Origin of the sequence: Streptomyces capitiformicae (assembly GCF_002214185.1) — a bacterium.
GTDB classification, from domain to species: domain Bacteria; phylum Actinomycetota; class Actinomycetes; order Streptomycetales; family Streptomycetaceae; genus Streptomyces; species Streptomyces capitiformicae.
In genome coordinates, this window is record NZ_CP022161.1 from 10539717 (window position 1) to 10555670 (window position 15954).

Genomic DNA, 15954 nt, shown 5'->3' on the forward strand with positions numbered 1-15954 from the left:
CACACTTCGTGCTCCGGGAGACCCCGAAGCACCGGACGGGCAGGAAGGAAGGAGGGAAGGAACGGCCGGATCGGGCGGGCGCTCAGTCGTCGGCGCCCAGTGCCATCCGTACGAGGTCGTCCACGTCCATGTCGTCGACGTCCACCTCGATGGCGTCGGCCGTGACCGGGACATGGCCGCCACAGGCGGCGGCGGTGGCCTCGGCCGGGGCCAGCGCCATGAGCGCCGCCAGCAGTCCCGACTCACGGAACTTCGTGATCGGGATGGAGGACAGCATCCGGCGAATGGCCGCCTCGTCGGCATCGCCCTCGTTGGCCCCGGCCCCGGCCCCGGCTCCGGACCCGGGCTCGTCACCCGCGAAGTGCTCCCGGTACAGGTGGTCCGCGAGCACGGCCGGTGTCGGGTGGTCGAAGACCAGCGTGGCGGGCAGCAGCACCCCGGTGGCGGCGTTCATCCGGTTGCGCAGTTCGACGGCGGTGAGGGAGTCGAAGCCGAGTTCCTTGAAGGACTGGTCGGGGTCGAGCCGGGCCGCGGAGGAGTGCCCCAGGACGGCGGCGACCTGACGGCAGACCTCCTCGACCAGCCTGCGCAGCCGGTCGGAACCACCGAGCCGGGCCAACTCGGCGGCAAGAGCGGCAGTATCACCCGCAGCAGCACCCGTATCGGTCCCGGCCCCGGCCCCCGGCCCGCCGATACTGCGCCGCGTACGGACAGGCGTGCGAACCAACCCGGCCAGCAGCGGCGGTACCGGCCCGTCGACGCCGAGCCGGGCGGTGTCCACCGCCAGCGGCAGCCGTACGGCGGCCGGCTGTTCCAGGGCCTCGGTGAACAGGGTCAGCCCCTGCTCGGCGGTCAGCGGCGGCAGCCCCGCCCGTGCCATGCGGCGCAGGTCGGCGTCGGTGAGGGTGCCGGTCATGCCGGTGGTCTGCGCCCAGGGGCCCCAGGGCAGGGACAGGGCGGGCAGGCCCAGGGCGTGCCGGTGGTCGGCGAGGGCGTCGAGGAAGGTGTTGGCGGCGGCGTAGTTGCCCTGGCCGGGGGCGCCGAGGGTGCCGGCGACGGAGGAGAACAGGACGAAGGCGGACAGGTCGAGGGAACGGGTGAGCTCGTGCAGATGGGCGGCGGCGTGGATCTTGGGCCGTAGGACGGTGTTCAGCCGCTCGGGGGTGAGCCGTTCGACGACCGTGTCGTCCAGGACTCCGGCGGCATGCACGACCGCGGTGAGCGGGTGGTGGTCGGGCACGGAGGCGAGCAGCGCGGCGGCCTGGGCGCGGTCGGCGAGGTCGGCCGCCTCGATCCGTACGTCGTCGGCGCCCAACTCTGCGAGTTCGGCGGCGAGTTGCTCGGCACCCGGCGCTTCGGGGCCACGGCGTCCGGCGAGCAGCAGGCGGCGTACGCCGTGCTCGGTGACCAGGTGGCGGGCGAGCAGTGCACCGAGGCCGCCGGTGCCGCCGGTGATCAGGACGGTGCCGTCGGGGTCGAGCGGGGCGGGGACGGTCAGGACGACCTTTCCGACGTGGCGGGCCTGTGACATGTACCGGAAGGCCTCCGGGGCACGGCGTACGTCCCACGGGGTGACCGGCAGCGGGGTGAGCACCCCGGCCTCGAAGAGTTCGACGAGCGCGGTGAGCATCTCGCCGATACGGTCCGGGCCGGCCTCGATGAGATCGAACGCCCGGTAGCGGACGCCCTGATGACGGGCGGCCACCTCCTCGGGGTCGCGGACGTCCGTCTTGCCCATCTCCAGGAAGTGTCCGCCGCGCGGCAGCAACCGCAGGGACGCGTCCACGAACTCACCGGCCAGCGAGTCCAGCACGAGGTCGACACCCCGGCCGCCGGTAGCGGTACGGAAGGCGTCCTCGAAGTCGAGGTCCCGGGAGGAGGCGATGTGTGTGTCGTCCAGCCCGGCCGCACGCAACGTGTCCCACTTGCCGCGCCCGGCGGTGGCGTACACCTCGGCGCCCAGGTGACGGGCGAGTTGGGTGGCCGCCATGCCGACACCGCCGGCCGCGGCGTGGACGAGGACGGACTGCCCCTCGGTGACGTCGCCGAGGTCGACGAGGGCGTAGTACGCCGTGAGGAAGACGATCGGTACGGTGGCGGCCTGCGCGAAGGTCCAGCCGTCGGGGATGCGGGCGACCGTGCGGGCGTCGGCCACGGCCACCGGGCCGTACGCGGCCGGGAACATGCCCATCACGCGGTCGCCGACGGCGAGTCGGGTGACTCCGGGGCCGATCTCGGTGATCACACCGGCGCCCTCCAGACCGAAGTCGCGGGCCGGGCCGGGATACATGCCGAGGGTGTTGAGGACATCACGGAAGTTGACCCCGGCGGCGCGGACCGCGATCCGTATCTCGCCCTCGCCGAGGGTGCGTTCGGCCTCCGGCGCGGCGACGAGTTCCAGCCCGTCGAGGGTGCCCTTGCGGACGATGTCCAGCCGCCAGGCCTCCACCGCGCCGGTCCCGTCGGTGCGCGGCGGGCGCAGCGCCTCGTCGGGCTCGGCCCGGGCGACGCGGGGCAGGTGCACCACCCCTTCGCGCAGGGCGAGTTGAGGCGCGGTGTCCTGGGTGAGGGCGGCGGGCAGTGCGGTGAGTGAGGCGGCCGCGAGGTCGGTGTCGACGAGGACGAAGCGGCCGGGGTGCTCGGACTGCGCGGAGCGGACCAGGCCCCAGGCCGCCGCGGCGGCGGGGTGACGCACCCCTGGCCCGGCGGGGCCGTCCGGCATGACGGCGTCCCGGGTCACCAGCACCAGCCGGGTTCCGTCCGGGCTCCGCTCGGCCAGCAGCCGGCGTACGAGGGTGAGGGCGTGCTGTGCCGCCGACTGCCCGGCTTGTTCGAGGGGACCGTCGTCGTGGGGCAGGACGGCGAGGAGCGTGCCGGGCGGGGTGGTTCCCTCGATGGTTCCGTCGAATTCGGTGAGCTCGGTGGGTACGCCGGCGGCGGTGAGCGCGGCGGCGAACTCCTGTCCCGCCGCGTCCCCCAGAACCGTCAGCACACGCGCACGCTCATCGGTGTCCGAGTGTTCGGCGGCCGGCTGCGGCTGCCAGTCGAGCCGGAACAGGTCGGCGGCCCCCCGGTCGGACCGGGCGCGCAGCTTGCCGGGGTCCAGGGCGCGCAGGGTGAGGGAGCCGATGGAGGCGACGGACCGGCCCTCGGGGTCGGTGACGTCGAGGGCGACGGAGTCGTCCCCGCGCAGGCCGAGGCGGACCCGGAGGGCCGTGGCGCCGGTGGCGTGCAGGGTCACGTCCCGCCAGGAGTACGGCAGTCGGCCGGGGGTGGAGTCGTCCATCGGGAGGTAGGCGGTGGCGTGCAGGGCGGCATCGAGGAGCGCCGGGTGGAGGCCGTAGCGGGGGGCGTCGGTGTGTGCCCGCTCCGGGAGCGCGATCTCGGCGTACACGTCGTCGCCGTGGCGCCAGGCGGCCCGCAGGCCCTGGAAGAGGGGCCCGTAGCCGAAGCCGGCCTCGGCGAGACGGTCGTACAGGTCGTCGACGGTCAGTTCCTCCGCGCCGGCGGGCAACCAGGCGGCGGGCGGGGCGTCGTCGGGTTCCTGGGGGGCGTCGGGGGCGAGGATCCCGTCGGCGTGCAGGGTCCAGGGCCGGTCCTGGGCGGCGTCGGTGTCGGTGTCGTCGGAGGCGGGCCGGGAGTGCACACCGAGCGGCCGGTTGCCGTGGGCGTCCGGGGCACCGACCCGCAGTTGCAGGGTGACGGCCTGCCCGGGAGGCAGCAACAGGGGTTCCACCAGGGTCAGTTCGGCGACCCTGGGGCAGCCGACGCGGTCCCCGGCGAACAGTGCCAGGTCGAGGTGGGCGGTGCCGGGCAGTACGGCGGTGCCGCCGATGGCGTGATCGGCGAACCACGGCTGGTCCGACAGCGCGAGCCGGCTGCTGAAGAGGTGTCCGCCGGTGTCGGCGAGGTCGACACGGGCGCCCAGCAGCGGGTGTCGGGGGTCGGCGAGTCCGGCGGCCGCGAGGTCACCGGTGCCGCGGCCGCCGGTGGCGGGCCAGTAGCGCTGCCGCTGGAAGGGGTAGGTCGGCAGGTCGACGACCGTGCCGGAACCCTCCGTGACCGCGCTCCAGTCGATGTCGGCACCGTGCGCGTGGGCACGGGCCAGGCCGGAGAGCAGGCTGGCGGGCTCGCCCCGCTTCGGCCGCAGCAGTGCGATCGCGGCGGCATCGGTGGTGTTCGCGACGTCAGCCGAGTTGGCCAGGGCATCTGCGGCCAGCGCGGTCAGCGTGCCGTCGGGGCCGATCTCCAGGTACCGGCTGACTCCGAGGTCCCGCAGGCTGCGTACGCCGTCGTGGAACCGCACGGTCTGTCGCACATGCCGCACCCAGTAGTCGGGTGAGCCGAGGTCATCGGCGGTGGCGGGCCGTCCGGTGACGTCCGAGACCACGGGGACGACGGGCTCGCGGTACTCCAGCGCGGCGGCCACCTTGCGGAAGTCGCCGAGCATGGGCTCCATCAGCGGCGAGTGGAAGGCGTGGCTGACCCGCAGCCGCCTGGTACGCCGGCCGAGGGCCTCGAAGTGCCCCACGACATCGAGTACGGCGGCCTCCTCACCGGAGACCACCACCGACCGGGGCCCGTTCACGGCGGCGACGCCCACCTGGTGCTCCCTGCCGTCCAGCAGCGGCAGGACCTCGTCCTCCGCGGCCTGGAGCGCGACCATGGCGCCCCCGTCGGGCAGGGCGTCCATCAGCTTGCCCCGGGCGGCGACCAGTGTGCACGCGTCGGCGAGGGAGAGGACGCCCGCGACATGCACGGCGGCGAGGGAGCCGATGGAGTGGCCGAGCAGATAGTCGGGGGTGACGCCGAGGCCGCGGACCAGCCGGTACAGGGCGACTTCCATGGCGAACAGGGCTGGTTGGGCGTATCCGGTACGGTCCAGCAGCTGTCCGGTGTCCCCCAGGACGGCACCGTCCAGGACGGCCTCGCCGAGGACGGCCTCACGCAGCGGAGTGTCGAGCACATCGGCGCCGAAGTGGGCGCACACCTCGTCGAAGGCGTCCGCGAAGACGGGGAACGCGGCATACAACTCGCCCCCCATACCGGGGCGTTGGGCCCCCTGCCCGGTGAACAGGAAGGCGGTACGGCCGGCCCGCGCGGCGGCGCCGATCTCGTCGCTCCGCAGCTCGCCCGACGCGAGCCGGGCCAGTTCGGCGCGGAGGTCGTCGTGTCCGGTGCCGAGCAGGACCGCCCGGTGTTCGAAGGCGGGGCGGGTCGTCGCCAGGGAGTGGCCGAGGTCGGCGGCGGACAGGTCGGGGTGCCGCTCCACGTGGTCCAGCAGCCGCCCGGCGTACGCGCGCAGCGCCTCGGGGGTACGCGCGGACAGGGGCCAGGCGATCGTGCCGTGCCGGGACGGCCGGTCGGCACCGGGCGAAACCGGGGCGACCTGCTCTGGCGGGGCCTCTTCGAGGATCACATGGGCGTTGGTGCCGCTGAAGCCGAAGGAGGAGACACCGGCGCGGCGCGGTCGGCGCTCGTCCCGCGGCCACGGTCGGCGCTCGGTGAGCAGCCGTATCGCGCCGGACGTCCAGTCGACGTGGCGGGAGGGCCGGTCGGCGTGCAGGGTGCCGGGCAGCTCGCCGTGGCGCAGCGCCAGCACCGTCTTGATGATTCCGGCGACACCGGCGGCGGCCTGGGTGTGTCCGATGTTCGACTTCACCGACCCCAGCCACAACGGCCGTCCGTCCGGCCGGTCCTGTCCGTACGTCGCGAGAAGTGCCCGTGCCTCGATCGGGTCGCCGAGGACGGTCCCGGTGCCGTGCCCCTCGACGGCGTCGACGTCGGCCGGGGTGAGCCGGGCATCGGCCAGCGCGGCCCGGATCACCCGTTCCTGGGAGGGGCCGTTGGGGGCGGTCAGGCCGTTGCTGCCACCGTCGGAGTTGACGGCGCTGCCCCGGACCACGGCCAGCACCCGGTGCCCGTTGCGGCGTGCGTCCGACAGCCGCTCCACCAGAAGCATCCCGGCACCCTCGCCCCATCCGGTGCCGTCCGCGTCGTCCCCGTACGCCTTGCAGCGCCCGTCCGGCGCGAGCCCGCGCTGCCGGCTGAACTCCAGGAACGCCGCCGGCGTCGACATCACGGTGACCCCGCCCGCGAGCGCCAGGTCGCACTCCCCCGCGCGCAGCGCCCGCGCCGCCCAGTGCAGGGCGACCAGGGACGACGAGCAGGCGGTGTCGACGGTGACGGCCGGACCCTCCAGGCCGAGGGTGTAGGAGATACGGCCGGAGACGACACTGGCGGCGTTGCCGGTGCCGAGGTAGCCGTCGACGTCCTCGGCGGAGGACCGCAGCAGGGCCGGGTAGTCCTGCCCGTTGGTGCCCGCGAAGACGCCCGTACGGGAGCCCCGCAGCGACCTCGGATCGACTCCGGCGCGTTCCACGGCCTCCCAGCACACCTCCAGCAGCAGCCGCTGCTGCGGATCCATCGCCAGGGCCTCGCGCGGCGAGATCCCGAAGAAGGCGGGGTCGAACCGGTCGACTCCCTTCAGAAAGCCGCCGGTTCGGGTGTAGCTGGTGCCTTCGTGCTCGGGGTCCGGGTGGTAGAGGGAGGCGAGATTCCAGCCCCGGTCGTCGGGGAAGTCCCGCAGACCGTCGCCGCCGGAGGCGAGCAGGTCCCACAGCGACTCGGGGGTGTCGGCGCCGCCGGGGAGCCGGCAGGCCATGCCGACGATGGCGATGGGCTCGTCCGCGCCGCTCTGTCCGGCCGCCGCACGGCCGGTGACGACGGGGGTGCGCGGGCCGCCGCCGGTCGGCAGGGACCGCAGCAGATGGCCGGCGAGCGCGGCCGGGGTGGGGTGGTCGAAGGCGATGGTGGGCGCCAGTCGCAGACCGGTCCGGCGTTCCAGGGCGTTGCGCAGGTCGACCGCGGTCAGCGAGTCGAAGCCCAGGTCACGGAAGGCCCGTTCGGGGTCGGCGGCCGGGGCGCCCGCGGGATGGCCGAGGACCTGCGCGATCTCCGTCTGCACCAGCCGCAGCAGGGCGCCGGGCCGCTCCGACTCCGGCAGCGCGGCGATCGTACGGGCCAGCCGTCCGCCGGAACGGGCGGAGGCTCCCCGCACCGTACGGCGGGCCGCGGCCGGGTCACGCAGCAGGGCCGGGGTGGGGCTGGTCGCGGCGCGGGCGGTCGCCAGGTCCAGGCGGATCGGCAGCAGCACGGGGCGGTCCTGTGCCAGCCCGAGATCGAGCAGGGCCAGGGCGTCCGCCGTGGGCAGCGGCGCGATGCCGGAGCGGGCCATCCGGGTACGGTCGGCGTCGCCGAGGCCGCCCGTCATACCGCTCTCCTCCTCCCACAGCCCCCAGCCGAGGGCCAGCGCGGGGCGCCCCTCGGCCCGCAACGTGGCGGCCATCGCCTCCAGGAACGCGTTGGCGGCGGCGTAGTTGCCCTGTCCGGGCCCGCCGAAGGTGGCGGCCGCCGACGAGAACAGCACGAACGCCGACAGATCCGTCTCCCGCGTCAGCCGGGCGAGATGGACCGCCGCGTCCACCTTGGGCCGCAGCACGGCCGACAGCCGCGCCGGGGTCAACGCGGGGACCACCCCGTCGTCGACCACCCCGGCCGCATGGAAGACGGCACCGAGCGGATGCCGCTCCGGTACGGCGGCCAGCGACTCCTCCAGCGCGGCCGGGTCGGCCGCATCGCACGCGACGACGGTCACCTCGGCGCCCGCCCGTTCCAGTTCGGCACACAGCCCGACTGTCGCGGGGGCGTTCTGGCCCCGCCGGCTCATCAGCATCAGATGCCGTACGCCGTGCGCGGCGACCAGATGCCGGGCGACGGCCCCGGCGACGGTGCCGCCCGCGCCGGTGATCAGGACGGTGCGCTCGGGGTCGAGGGCCGGCACGGCGGCGGGACCGGACGTGGCCGGGTCGGGGACGTGCCGGCCGAGCCGGGCCGCGTACGCGCGCCCCGCGCGCAGGGCGATCTCCGTCTCCCCGCTGTGCGCCGCGTCGAGCACGGCTGCGAGGAAGGTATCGGCGTCGGTACCCGTCTCGGTATCCGTGTCGGTGTCGACCAGCAGGAACCTGCCGGGGTTCTCCGACTGCGCCGAGCGCACGAGGCCTCGTACGGCAGCCGCGGCGAGATCGGCGACCGACTCGCCGGGCCGGGCGGCCACCGCGTCCCGGGTGACCACGACCAGGCGGGTGTCGGCCGTACGCTCCTCGGCCAGCCAGCGCTGCAACGACTCCAGGGCAGCGGCGGCCGACTCATGTACGGCGGCGGGCAGTTCGGCGGCCTCCGCGACATCCTTCGCCGCGTCCTGCCAGGACACGAGGACCAGCTCGGGCGCCACCGCGCCGGTGTCGTCGAGGGTGGCGAGGAAGGCGTCGAGATCCGGATGGCGGACCGCGTCGGGCAGGGCCGGTCCGTCACCCGCGACGGCCATCACCGGCCGTGACACGGGCCGTGCGGCGACCGGCAGTTCGGCCCACTCGACAGCGAACAGGTCCACGGAACCCGGGGCGTCGGCGACGGGCAGGGACAACTCGGTGGCCGGCGTCAGGGCGACCGCGCCGACGGTGGCGACCGGGGCGCCGAACTCGTCCGCGAGGTCCAGCCGCAGCCGCCCGTCGGGCAGCGGCCGCAGCCGGACGCGCAGCACCTCCGCCGAGGCCGCGTACAGGGTGCAGTCCGTCCAGGACACGGCGAACCCGCCCGGATGCCCGAGGGACGGGGCCGCGTGCAGGGCGGCCTCCAGCAGCGCGGGGTGCAACGCGACCCGCAGGGCGTCGGCCCGGAACTCCTCGGGTACGGCGACCTCGGCGTACACCTCGTCCCCGGCCCGCCACACCGCGGTGAGCCCCCGGAAGGCGGGGCCGTGCTGAAGCCCCCGCTCCCACAACCCCTCGTAGATCTCGTCCACTTCGTCGGTGTCGGCCGCCTGGGCACCCGGCGGCGGCCAGGTCTCGTCGCTCTCCACGGGACTCGGCGCGGAACCGGCCGGAGCCAGCACTCCATGGGCATGACGGGTCCAGGGCCGGTCCGCCCCACCGTCGTCGTCCGACGTCGACGAGACGGCAGCCGCAGCCATGACCTCTACAGACCGGGAGTAACAGGCGAACGGCCTGCCCCCGTCCTCGCCCGGCCCGTCCAGCACCACCTGGATCTCGACGGACTCGGGCCCATCCAGCACAAGCGGCCGCTCCTGGACGAGTTCGACCAGGTGGTCGCAGCCGACCCGCCCGCCGAGATGCAGCGCGAAGTCGAGATACGCGGCCGTGGGCAGCACGACGGTGCCCGCCACCGCGTGGTCGGCCAGCCAGGGGTGGGTACGGACGGAGAACTCCGCGGTGGACAGTACGGCCGAGGAGTCCGCCAGGGTCACCGAGGCACCGAGCAACGGATGACCGATGCCCTGCCGTCCGCGCCCGGGGACGGGGTCGAGCCACAGCCGGCGGCGCTGGAAGGCATAGGTCGGCAGTTCGACGCGGCGATCCGCACCGGGGAAGAGCGCGGACCAGTCCGGGCTGTGCCCGTACGCGTGCAGCGACCCGACCGCCCGCAGCAGACTCTCGGCCTCCGGTACGTCCTTCACGTCCCTGCGCAGGACCGGCACCGCGACCCGCCGGTCGTCGTCCTCGAACAGCGCTGCGGCGAGGGCGGTGAGCGTCCCGTCCGGACCCAGCTCGGCGAACCTGGTCACCTTCTGCTGCACAAGGCTGCGGACGGCGTCAGCGTAACGGACGGACTGGCGGACGTGCCGCACCCAGTACTCGGGCGACATCAGCCTGTCGGCGGTGGCCACCTCGCCGGTGACGGTCGAGACGATCGGCAGACGGGGCTCGGCGTACGTCAGGCTCTCGGCGACCTCGCGGAAGTCGGCCAGCATCGGCTCCATCAGCGGCGAGTGGAAGTCACCCGGAGCGCCAGCCACGAGACGCCGTATCCGAACGCGATCAGCGCGGGACCGACCACGGCAAGCCGCCGCCGCACCGCACCGGAGGACAGATCCAGCCGGCCCAGCGCCATACCGGTGACCACGAACGTCATCCAGGTGATCGCCGGGTAGAAGCCGGTGAGCAGGAAGTCGAGCACACCCACGCCGGAGAGGCGCGCGATCGGGTCGTAGGAGTCGATGGTGTTCACGGTCGACTCGCTGAGCAGCGCCCGCAGGGCGTACGCCACCTGCGGCATGACGAGCGCGAGCGCGACCGCGATGATCGCGAGCGCCCTGGCGCGCAACCGCAGCAGGGGCAGGGCCAACAGGAAGTACACCGCGTAGAAGTTGATGATGACGCCGCCGCCGAAGTCGGTCATCGCCAACGCGGTCCCCACCACGAGCAGGATCACGGCCCGGATCACGATCCGGGCCCTCGCCTGCCGGCCGGCCAGCCCGGTCTTCGGCTCCAGACGGCCGGCGATCAGCACCAACGAGAACCCGGCGAGGGTGGCGAACAGCGCCGAGGCCCGGCCGCTCGCCAGCCAGACGGACCAGGTGCCAACACCGTCGCTGGACGTGGGGAAGGGGTTGAAGGGACCGACATGCACGGCGAACATTCCGAACACGGCCACCGCACGGGCGAGGTCCACCCCGACCAGCCGCGCCGCCGACGAAGGGCGTTCCATCGCCGTGACAGGCTCGGGTACGTGCAAGGGCTGGGCAGGCGCCTTGTTGGCGCTTTCGATCTCGGTCACCCGGGACAACCTTGCCGAGACGTGGGCGGTCGACCATCCGCCAGGCTTCAGGAGGTGCCCTGCCAGTCGACCCACCGACCCCCTCCGATCGGCGGGGGGCGGTCTCGGCCTACATGAACGACTGTGGTCGTCGAGCTAGCCACCGGGATGCCGCGGGCCAGCAGGCTCACGACCACAAGATCATGTATCGCCTGGGGTATCGAGCGCCGCCACCACCCGGTGGACCGCCGACGGCGGCGGGCACTCGACTGCTGGATCACCGCCGGCGACACCCTGGGCAGCACAAGGAGCGCGGACTGCCGCTGTCCGGCATCATCTGCGACTTCTTCCGCTGGCCGGAGCCGGGCGACCGGCGTTTCGAGGAGAGCGAGTGGCCCGACCTCGCGGCTATGGCCGAGCAGTTGGCCGATCTTGAGGTGAAGGTCGCCGTCTCGATGTGGCAGACCGTCGAACCCGGCAGCGACACCTATCACGAGCTTCGCGCGTCCGGACACCTCGTTCGGGACGCGGAGCGCGGTCTGCTCACCTTCGCGTGGCCAACCCGGGAGGCCGACGAGGCGCCAACGCTCCCGATGGCGTACTGCAACGCCCCCGGGGCACGCGCCGCGCTGTGGCGGCGGCTGAACGCCAACTACCGTTCGCTGAGCGTGGAGTGCTTCTGACTTGACTACCCCGTGCTGCACACCCACACGTGGCCGGCCGCCTGCGCGTGGCTGGCGAGGACCGGCTACTGTCGCTGGTCCGCTCGCGTGGGCGGGCAGCCAGAGGTACGGGGCCCTGCTGCGGTCCGGTGACATCCCCCACCACCTTCGGCTCCCTCGCACGCCCGCGCAGTCCCCGCTGATAGGGATTCCTGTGTTCATCCGGGAAGGGGGACGACGTCGCCGCCTGGCTCAGCTGACCTCCGTCGAGTACGGGCGCTCTGCGTTTCACCGCGAGTTACGACCTGGGCGGAAATCACCAGCCTCGACACGCGTGGGCAACCGCCGCTGCTCCTTCGACCAGATGAGGCGGCGAGAGGCATTTGGCCGCCAACTCCGTGGTTCACCAACCTGGGTGTATCCGTCGTGGCCTCAGCCGCATCGGCGGCAGTCGCGTCTTGGCCCGCGCCCAACCCTGCCCCGGGGACCATGTCCCGGCCCCTGGCCCAGGCATGGCCGGCCACTGCCCAGGCCGCGCCGCGGACGGCAGGTCGGCGACAGGCGGAGCTGAGATCAGTCGGCCAGGTCCACTGCCGAGGCCCGCAAGGGCTGTCCCCTTGCGGGCCGAGCGGGCCGTGCAGGCCGGGGTGGGGCAGGAAGCCGAGCCACCCCGACCGGACATCAGCGGATGTACTTGGCGGGTTTGGTGGCGGCGTTGAGCAGATACTCCAGAGGGCCGCGGCGGAAGAAGCGGGACCAGATCGTGGCGAACACGATCGCTGTCAGGATGTACGTGAGCACGGGTACCCAGGACGTCGTGGTGCCGGCGCCGGAAGCGGGCCACGCGGACTGTGCGAGGAAGTGGCCTACGTAGGCGGTCAGGGACATGGTGCCCACGGCGATGACCGGCTTCGCCAGGCGGCGCAGTAGCGGCAGGCGGTCCATCGCCGCCGTCGCGGCCACGATCACGAGGATCGCGATGCCCGCGCAGCCGATGGTGTCGAAGGTGGTGCCGGTGTGGGACACGGCGCCCAGCAGGTCCGAGGCCGACAGCTCGGGCCCGCCGGGTGCGCTGCCCATGGAGCCGGAGACCGCGGAGCCGCTGCCCATGGAGCCCGGACCGGAGCCGCTGGAGGGTCCCCCACCTCCGCCGACGTTCCATACCGCGCTCGCGCCGGTCAGCAGTGTGGCCAGGCCGTAGGCGGCTGTGGCGAGGCCAGCACCGAGGACGGCCAGGCGCCGCCGGACGACGGGGGCGGACAGGTCGAGGCGGGCCAGAGCCATGCCGGTGGTCACGAACGCCATCCACGTGATGGTCGGGTAGAGGCCCGTCAGCAGCAGATCGAGTACTCCCACGGTGCTGAGGCGTTCCAGCGGGTCGTAGGCGTTGATGGTCTGCTGGACGGAGTCGCTCAGCCACATCTTCAAGACGAACGCCAGCTGCGGCATGACCAGCGCGATCCCGGCCGCGATGAGCGCCAGTGTCCTGGCGCTCAGTCGTACCAGGAGCAGTGCGAGGAGGAAGTAGACGCCGTAGTAGGCGAGGATGATGATGTCCCCGTACTCCATCGCCAGCACGGTGCCCAGGGCCAGCAGGATCACGGCGCGGATCGCGATGCGGGCCTTCGCCTGCCGGCCCGCCAGGCCGGTCTTCGGCTCACGGCGGCCGGCGATCAGCATCAGCGAGAACCCGGCGAGGGTGGCGAACAGGGCCGAGGAGCGTCCCTCGGCCAGGAAGTACACCCAGCTGCCGACGCTGCCCTGGGGGGAGTCCATCGGGGCGATGTGCACGATGTACATGCCGAACACCGCCAGCGCACGGGCCAGATCCAGCCCGACCATGCGTCCCATCGAGGGGCGGCCCGAGACTTGCCCGGCGGACTCGGACGAGGCCTGCGGCGGTGGAGTCGCGTTCCCTTGCGGAGCCGACAGCTCCTGCGGCGGCTTTACCTGTGTCATACGACGAATCCTTCGGTGCCGCCAGGCGGTGGAACATCCGACAGGTTTCGGCAACGCCCCCGCCGACCGGCTGGGACTGCCCCGCCGACCGGCGGGACCGCGCCGCGCCGACAGGCCGGCGGGCCCGGCCGGCACACTTCCTCTATTTGATGACGGCGTTGGCCACGACGACCGCCAGCCCGAGCAACGCGTCCACCGTGCCGATCTTCAAGGCGGAGTCCCACGTGCGACCGGCGGCGCGGCCCGCGAACAGGCCCCAGGCGAACAGCAGCGCCACGTTCACGGCGAAGGCCACGTACTCGATGCCCACCGAGGGCCACCACCCCCAGGCCGCGCCGAGCAGCAGGACCAGGGGCGGCGCCGTCGCCACCACCAACGGCCACTCGGACAGCAACAGCCGCAACCCGGCACGCGCACCGTGATGGGTCCGGTCGCCGCGCACCTTGCCTTCGGCCACGAGCTCGCCGACGGCGCTGACGACGTCCTCGACGGCACGTTCGGATCGACGCGGTGTTGGTGGAGGACATCGATGTGGTCGGTGCCCAGGTGCCGCAGGAGGCTTGCCTCTGCGACGGCGCGGATGTGTTCAGGTCGGCTGTTGAAGGCGCGGCCGAGGCGGCTCATGTCGGTCAGGTCGTAGCCGAACTTGGTGGCCAGGACAACCTCGTCGCGGAAGTCCTTGACCGCCCGCCCGAGCAGTTGCTCGCTGGTATCGCCGCCCAGCCCGTACAGTTCGGCGGTGTCGCAGTGAGTGACGCCGAGCTCGAAAGCGCGGCGGATGGCGGCGATCCCGCCATCGGGGTCGGCCGGACCGTATCCCATGGTCATGCCCATCGTGCCATGGCCCAGCGCTGAAGAGGTCAAGCCCTGCGAACCGAGCGAGCGGACCGGCATGGCGTGCTCTGTATCGTGCTGTGCGTTCATGCCCCTGACGCTAGGGGTCCACGTATCCGCAGGTCATTGGCACCATTCGCGTAAGATTGTCTGGTCGTCTCACCATGGCCGGCGTGTGGAGCGCGGGCTGAGCAGTCGAGGGATCCGTATGCTGGACCGTCTCGCTCAGGCGATCACCGACTCGGCTCACGGGATCTTGCCGTCGTGTCTGCCGCGTCCGGAAGAGACACCGGTGAGGAACCGGCCCCCTCGCTTGCCTGAGGGGGCGGCCCGGGCGCGTGCTGCTTACCGTTCCCTCGTCCCAGACGCTGCCCGTTCACAACCAGCATGAGTGAGGTCTGCGTCGGCTGCTTGAGAGCCTCTGACGTGCGGCACTTTGCTGGAGGAGCACATCTCTCTGAAACGTCTGACTTTGCTGTTTCTCCGATGTGAGGCCGTCTGAATCGGTGGTGGCTGTCGGGGTGGGGCATTTTGCCTGGCCGCGCATGAGGAGAGGGCCCCACCGTCGAGACCGTGGCTCTCTGCCACCCGGGGCCGTCGTAGGCCGTCGGCCCCGGGTGCGGAGCGGCTTCGCCGAGTCGGAGGATCAGTGGCCGGTGACGGTGCCGGACAGTTCGTTCGTGCTCTTGGGCAGGGTCACGGACGTGACCTTCTTGCCCGATTCGATGTCGATGGCGTGCAGTTGGCGCTTGCCCGGTTCCGAGACGTACGCGGTGTCGTCGCGGACGAAGAGGGTGGGCCGGGGCTGCTGCCAGTCCAGCGGCTCCTGCCACTTGTCAACGACGGGGATCTTCTTCTCCACCTTGCCCGTCTCCGGGTCGATGACGTGGAGGGCGCCGTTCGTGCCGAGGAGGAGGGCCTCGCCGTTGGGTCCGCGGCCGAGCGAGCGGAAGGAGTAGCTGGTGCCGAGGTCGACCAGGCGCAGTTTCGCGGTCTCGGTGTCGATGAGGGAGATGCGGGTGGGCCGCTCCAGTTCGGCCTCCGGGTCGGTCTTGTAGTCGCCCAGGAGGATGGGCGAGGTGTCGCTGCCGCGCTGGTTGCCGATGCGGCCGTAGTCGTCGGGGGCGTCGACCTTGGTGAACTTGCCTTCCTTGTAGATCAGGAGGCCGTCCTCGCAGCCGATGCCGATGGCCTCGTCCTTGGCGGCGGCCTCGCCGTGGACGCCGGGGCAGTTCTCGTTGCGCTTGATCTCCTTGTTGTTCTTGTCCAGGACGAGGGCGCCGGTGCGCTTCTCCTCGGTGCCGAGGGTGGTGAGGAGTTCGCCGTTGGTCAGTTCGATGGCGACGCCGTGGTGCGGTTCGGCGGAGGTATAGGTGCGGCCTTCCGGCTTCTTGCCGCCCTTGAGGTCTGCGGGGTCGAAGACGTTGACCTCGCCGGTGCCGTCGGTGAAGAGCACCGTCTTGCCGGCGTGCTGGACGACGTGGCCGGGCTTGGCGCCCTTGTACTCGACGCTGGTGAGGGTCTGCTCGGCGGCGTTCAGGACGCGGAACCCGGCGTCGGTGGAGACCATGACGTGGGAGTCGTCGCCGGCGGGGTTGAGACGGTTGAAGCCGGGCAGCTCGATCGTGTTGGCCAGCTTCAGGCTTTCGCCGTCCAGGACGTACAGGCCGCCGTCGAAGGTGGCGACCACCGGGTCCTTGACCGCAACGGCCTTCGTCCTCGGCGCCGCCTTGGCCTTCGTGTCGGACGAGGGGGTGTCCTCTCCTCCGCATGCGGTCAGGACCGCGGAAGCCGCCAGGGCGAGGGCCGTGCCCGTGAAGGCTCGGTTGCGTATCGGCGTGTTCACCGGTGTGTTCCTTTCTGTGCCGCGTGAGCGCGGCATGGG

General features: G+C 72.6%; 5 protein-coding genes and 2 pseudogenes. 1 reads left to right on the forward strand and 6 read right to left on the reverse strand.

What is annotated here, in order from left to right; all coding sequences use genetic code 11:
* Nucleotides 1-82 precede the first annotated feature (82 nt).
* Together CES90_RS50925 and CES90_RS47255 are read right to left on the reverse strand one after the other, a co-directional pair.
* Complete coding sequence (locus CES90_RS50925; RefSeq protein ID WP_408646648.1) at nucleotides 83-9874, reverse strand: SDR family NAD(P)-dependent oxidoreductase; 9792 nt, start codon at nucleotides 9872-9874, stop codon at nucleotides 83-85.
* Nucleotides 9853-10635: pseudogene (locus CES90_RS47255) on the reverse strand (heparan-alpha-glucosaminide N-acetyltransferase domain-containing protein); the annotation flags it as partial. The pseudogene CES90_RS47255 and the gene CES90_RS50925, both read right to left, overlap by 22 nt.
* A 182-nt stretch (nucleotides 10636-10817) precedes the next feature.
* Between CES90_RS47255 and CES90_RS47260 the strand changes: the two are divergent.
* A complete protein-coding gene (locus CES90_RS47260) occupies nucleotides 10818-11297 on the forward strand; it encodes a TIM-barrel domain-containing protein (protein ID WP_189788539.1) in 480 nt (159 codons plus the stop codon).
* Between the two features lie 660 nt (nucleotides 11298-11957).
* Here CES90_RS47260 and CES90_RS47265 read toward each other — a convergent pair.
* The 4 genes and pseudogenes from CES90_RS47265 to aztD form a co-directional block, all read right to left on the reverse strand.
* Complete coding sequence (locus CES90_RS47265; protein ID WP_189788540.1) at nucleotides 11958-13235, reverse strand: DUF418 domain-containing protein; 1278 nt, start codon at nucleotides 13233-13235, stop codon at nucleotides 11958-11960.
* 142 nt (nucleotides 13236-13377) lie between these two features.
* Nucleotides 13378-13692: a hypothetical protein gene (locus CES90_RS50930; RefSeq protein WP_229914533.1), complete on the reverse strand. Its 315-nt coding sequence runs from the start codon at nucleotides 13690-13692 to the stop codon at nucleotides 13378-13380.
* 92 nt (nucleotides 13693-13784) lie between these two features.
* Nucleotides 13785-14159: pseudogene (locus CES90_RS50935) on the reverse strand (aldo/keto reductase); the annotation flags it as partial.
* A gap of 556 nt (nucleotides 14160-14715) precedes the next feature.
* Nucleotides 14716-15915, reverse strand: a complete 1200-nt coding sequence (gene aztD, locus CES90_RS47275; protein ID WP_189788541.1) for a zinc metallochaperone AztD — start codon at nucleotides 15913-15915, stop codon at nucleotides 14716-14718.
* Nucleotides 15916-15954 lie beyond the last annotated feature (39 nt).

What these genes read in the sequence shown, in the direction of transcription:
- CES90_RS47260 (WP_189788539.1), top strand. Translation starts at nt 10,818, where the DNA reads ATGTATCGCCTGGGGTATCGAGCGCCGCCACCACCCGGTGGACCGCCG.
- CES90_RS47265 (WP_189788540.1), bottom strand. Translation starts at nt 13,235, where the DNA reads ATGACACAGGTAAAGCCGCCGCAGGAGCTGTCGGCTCCGCAAGGGAAC.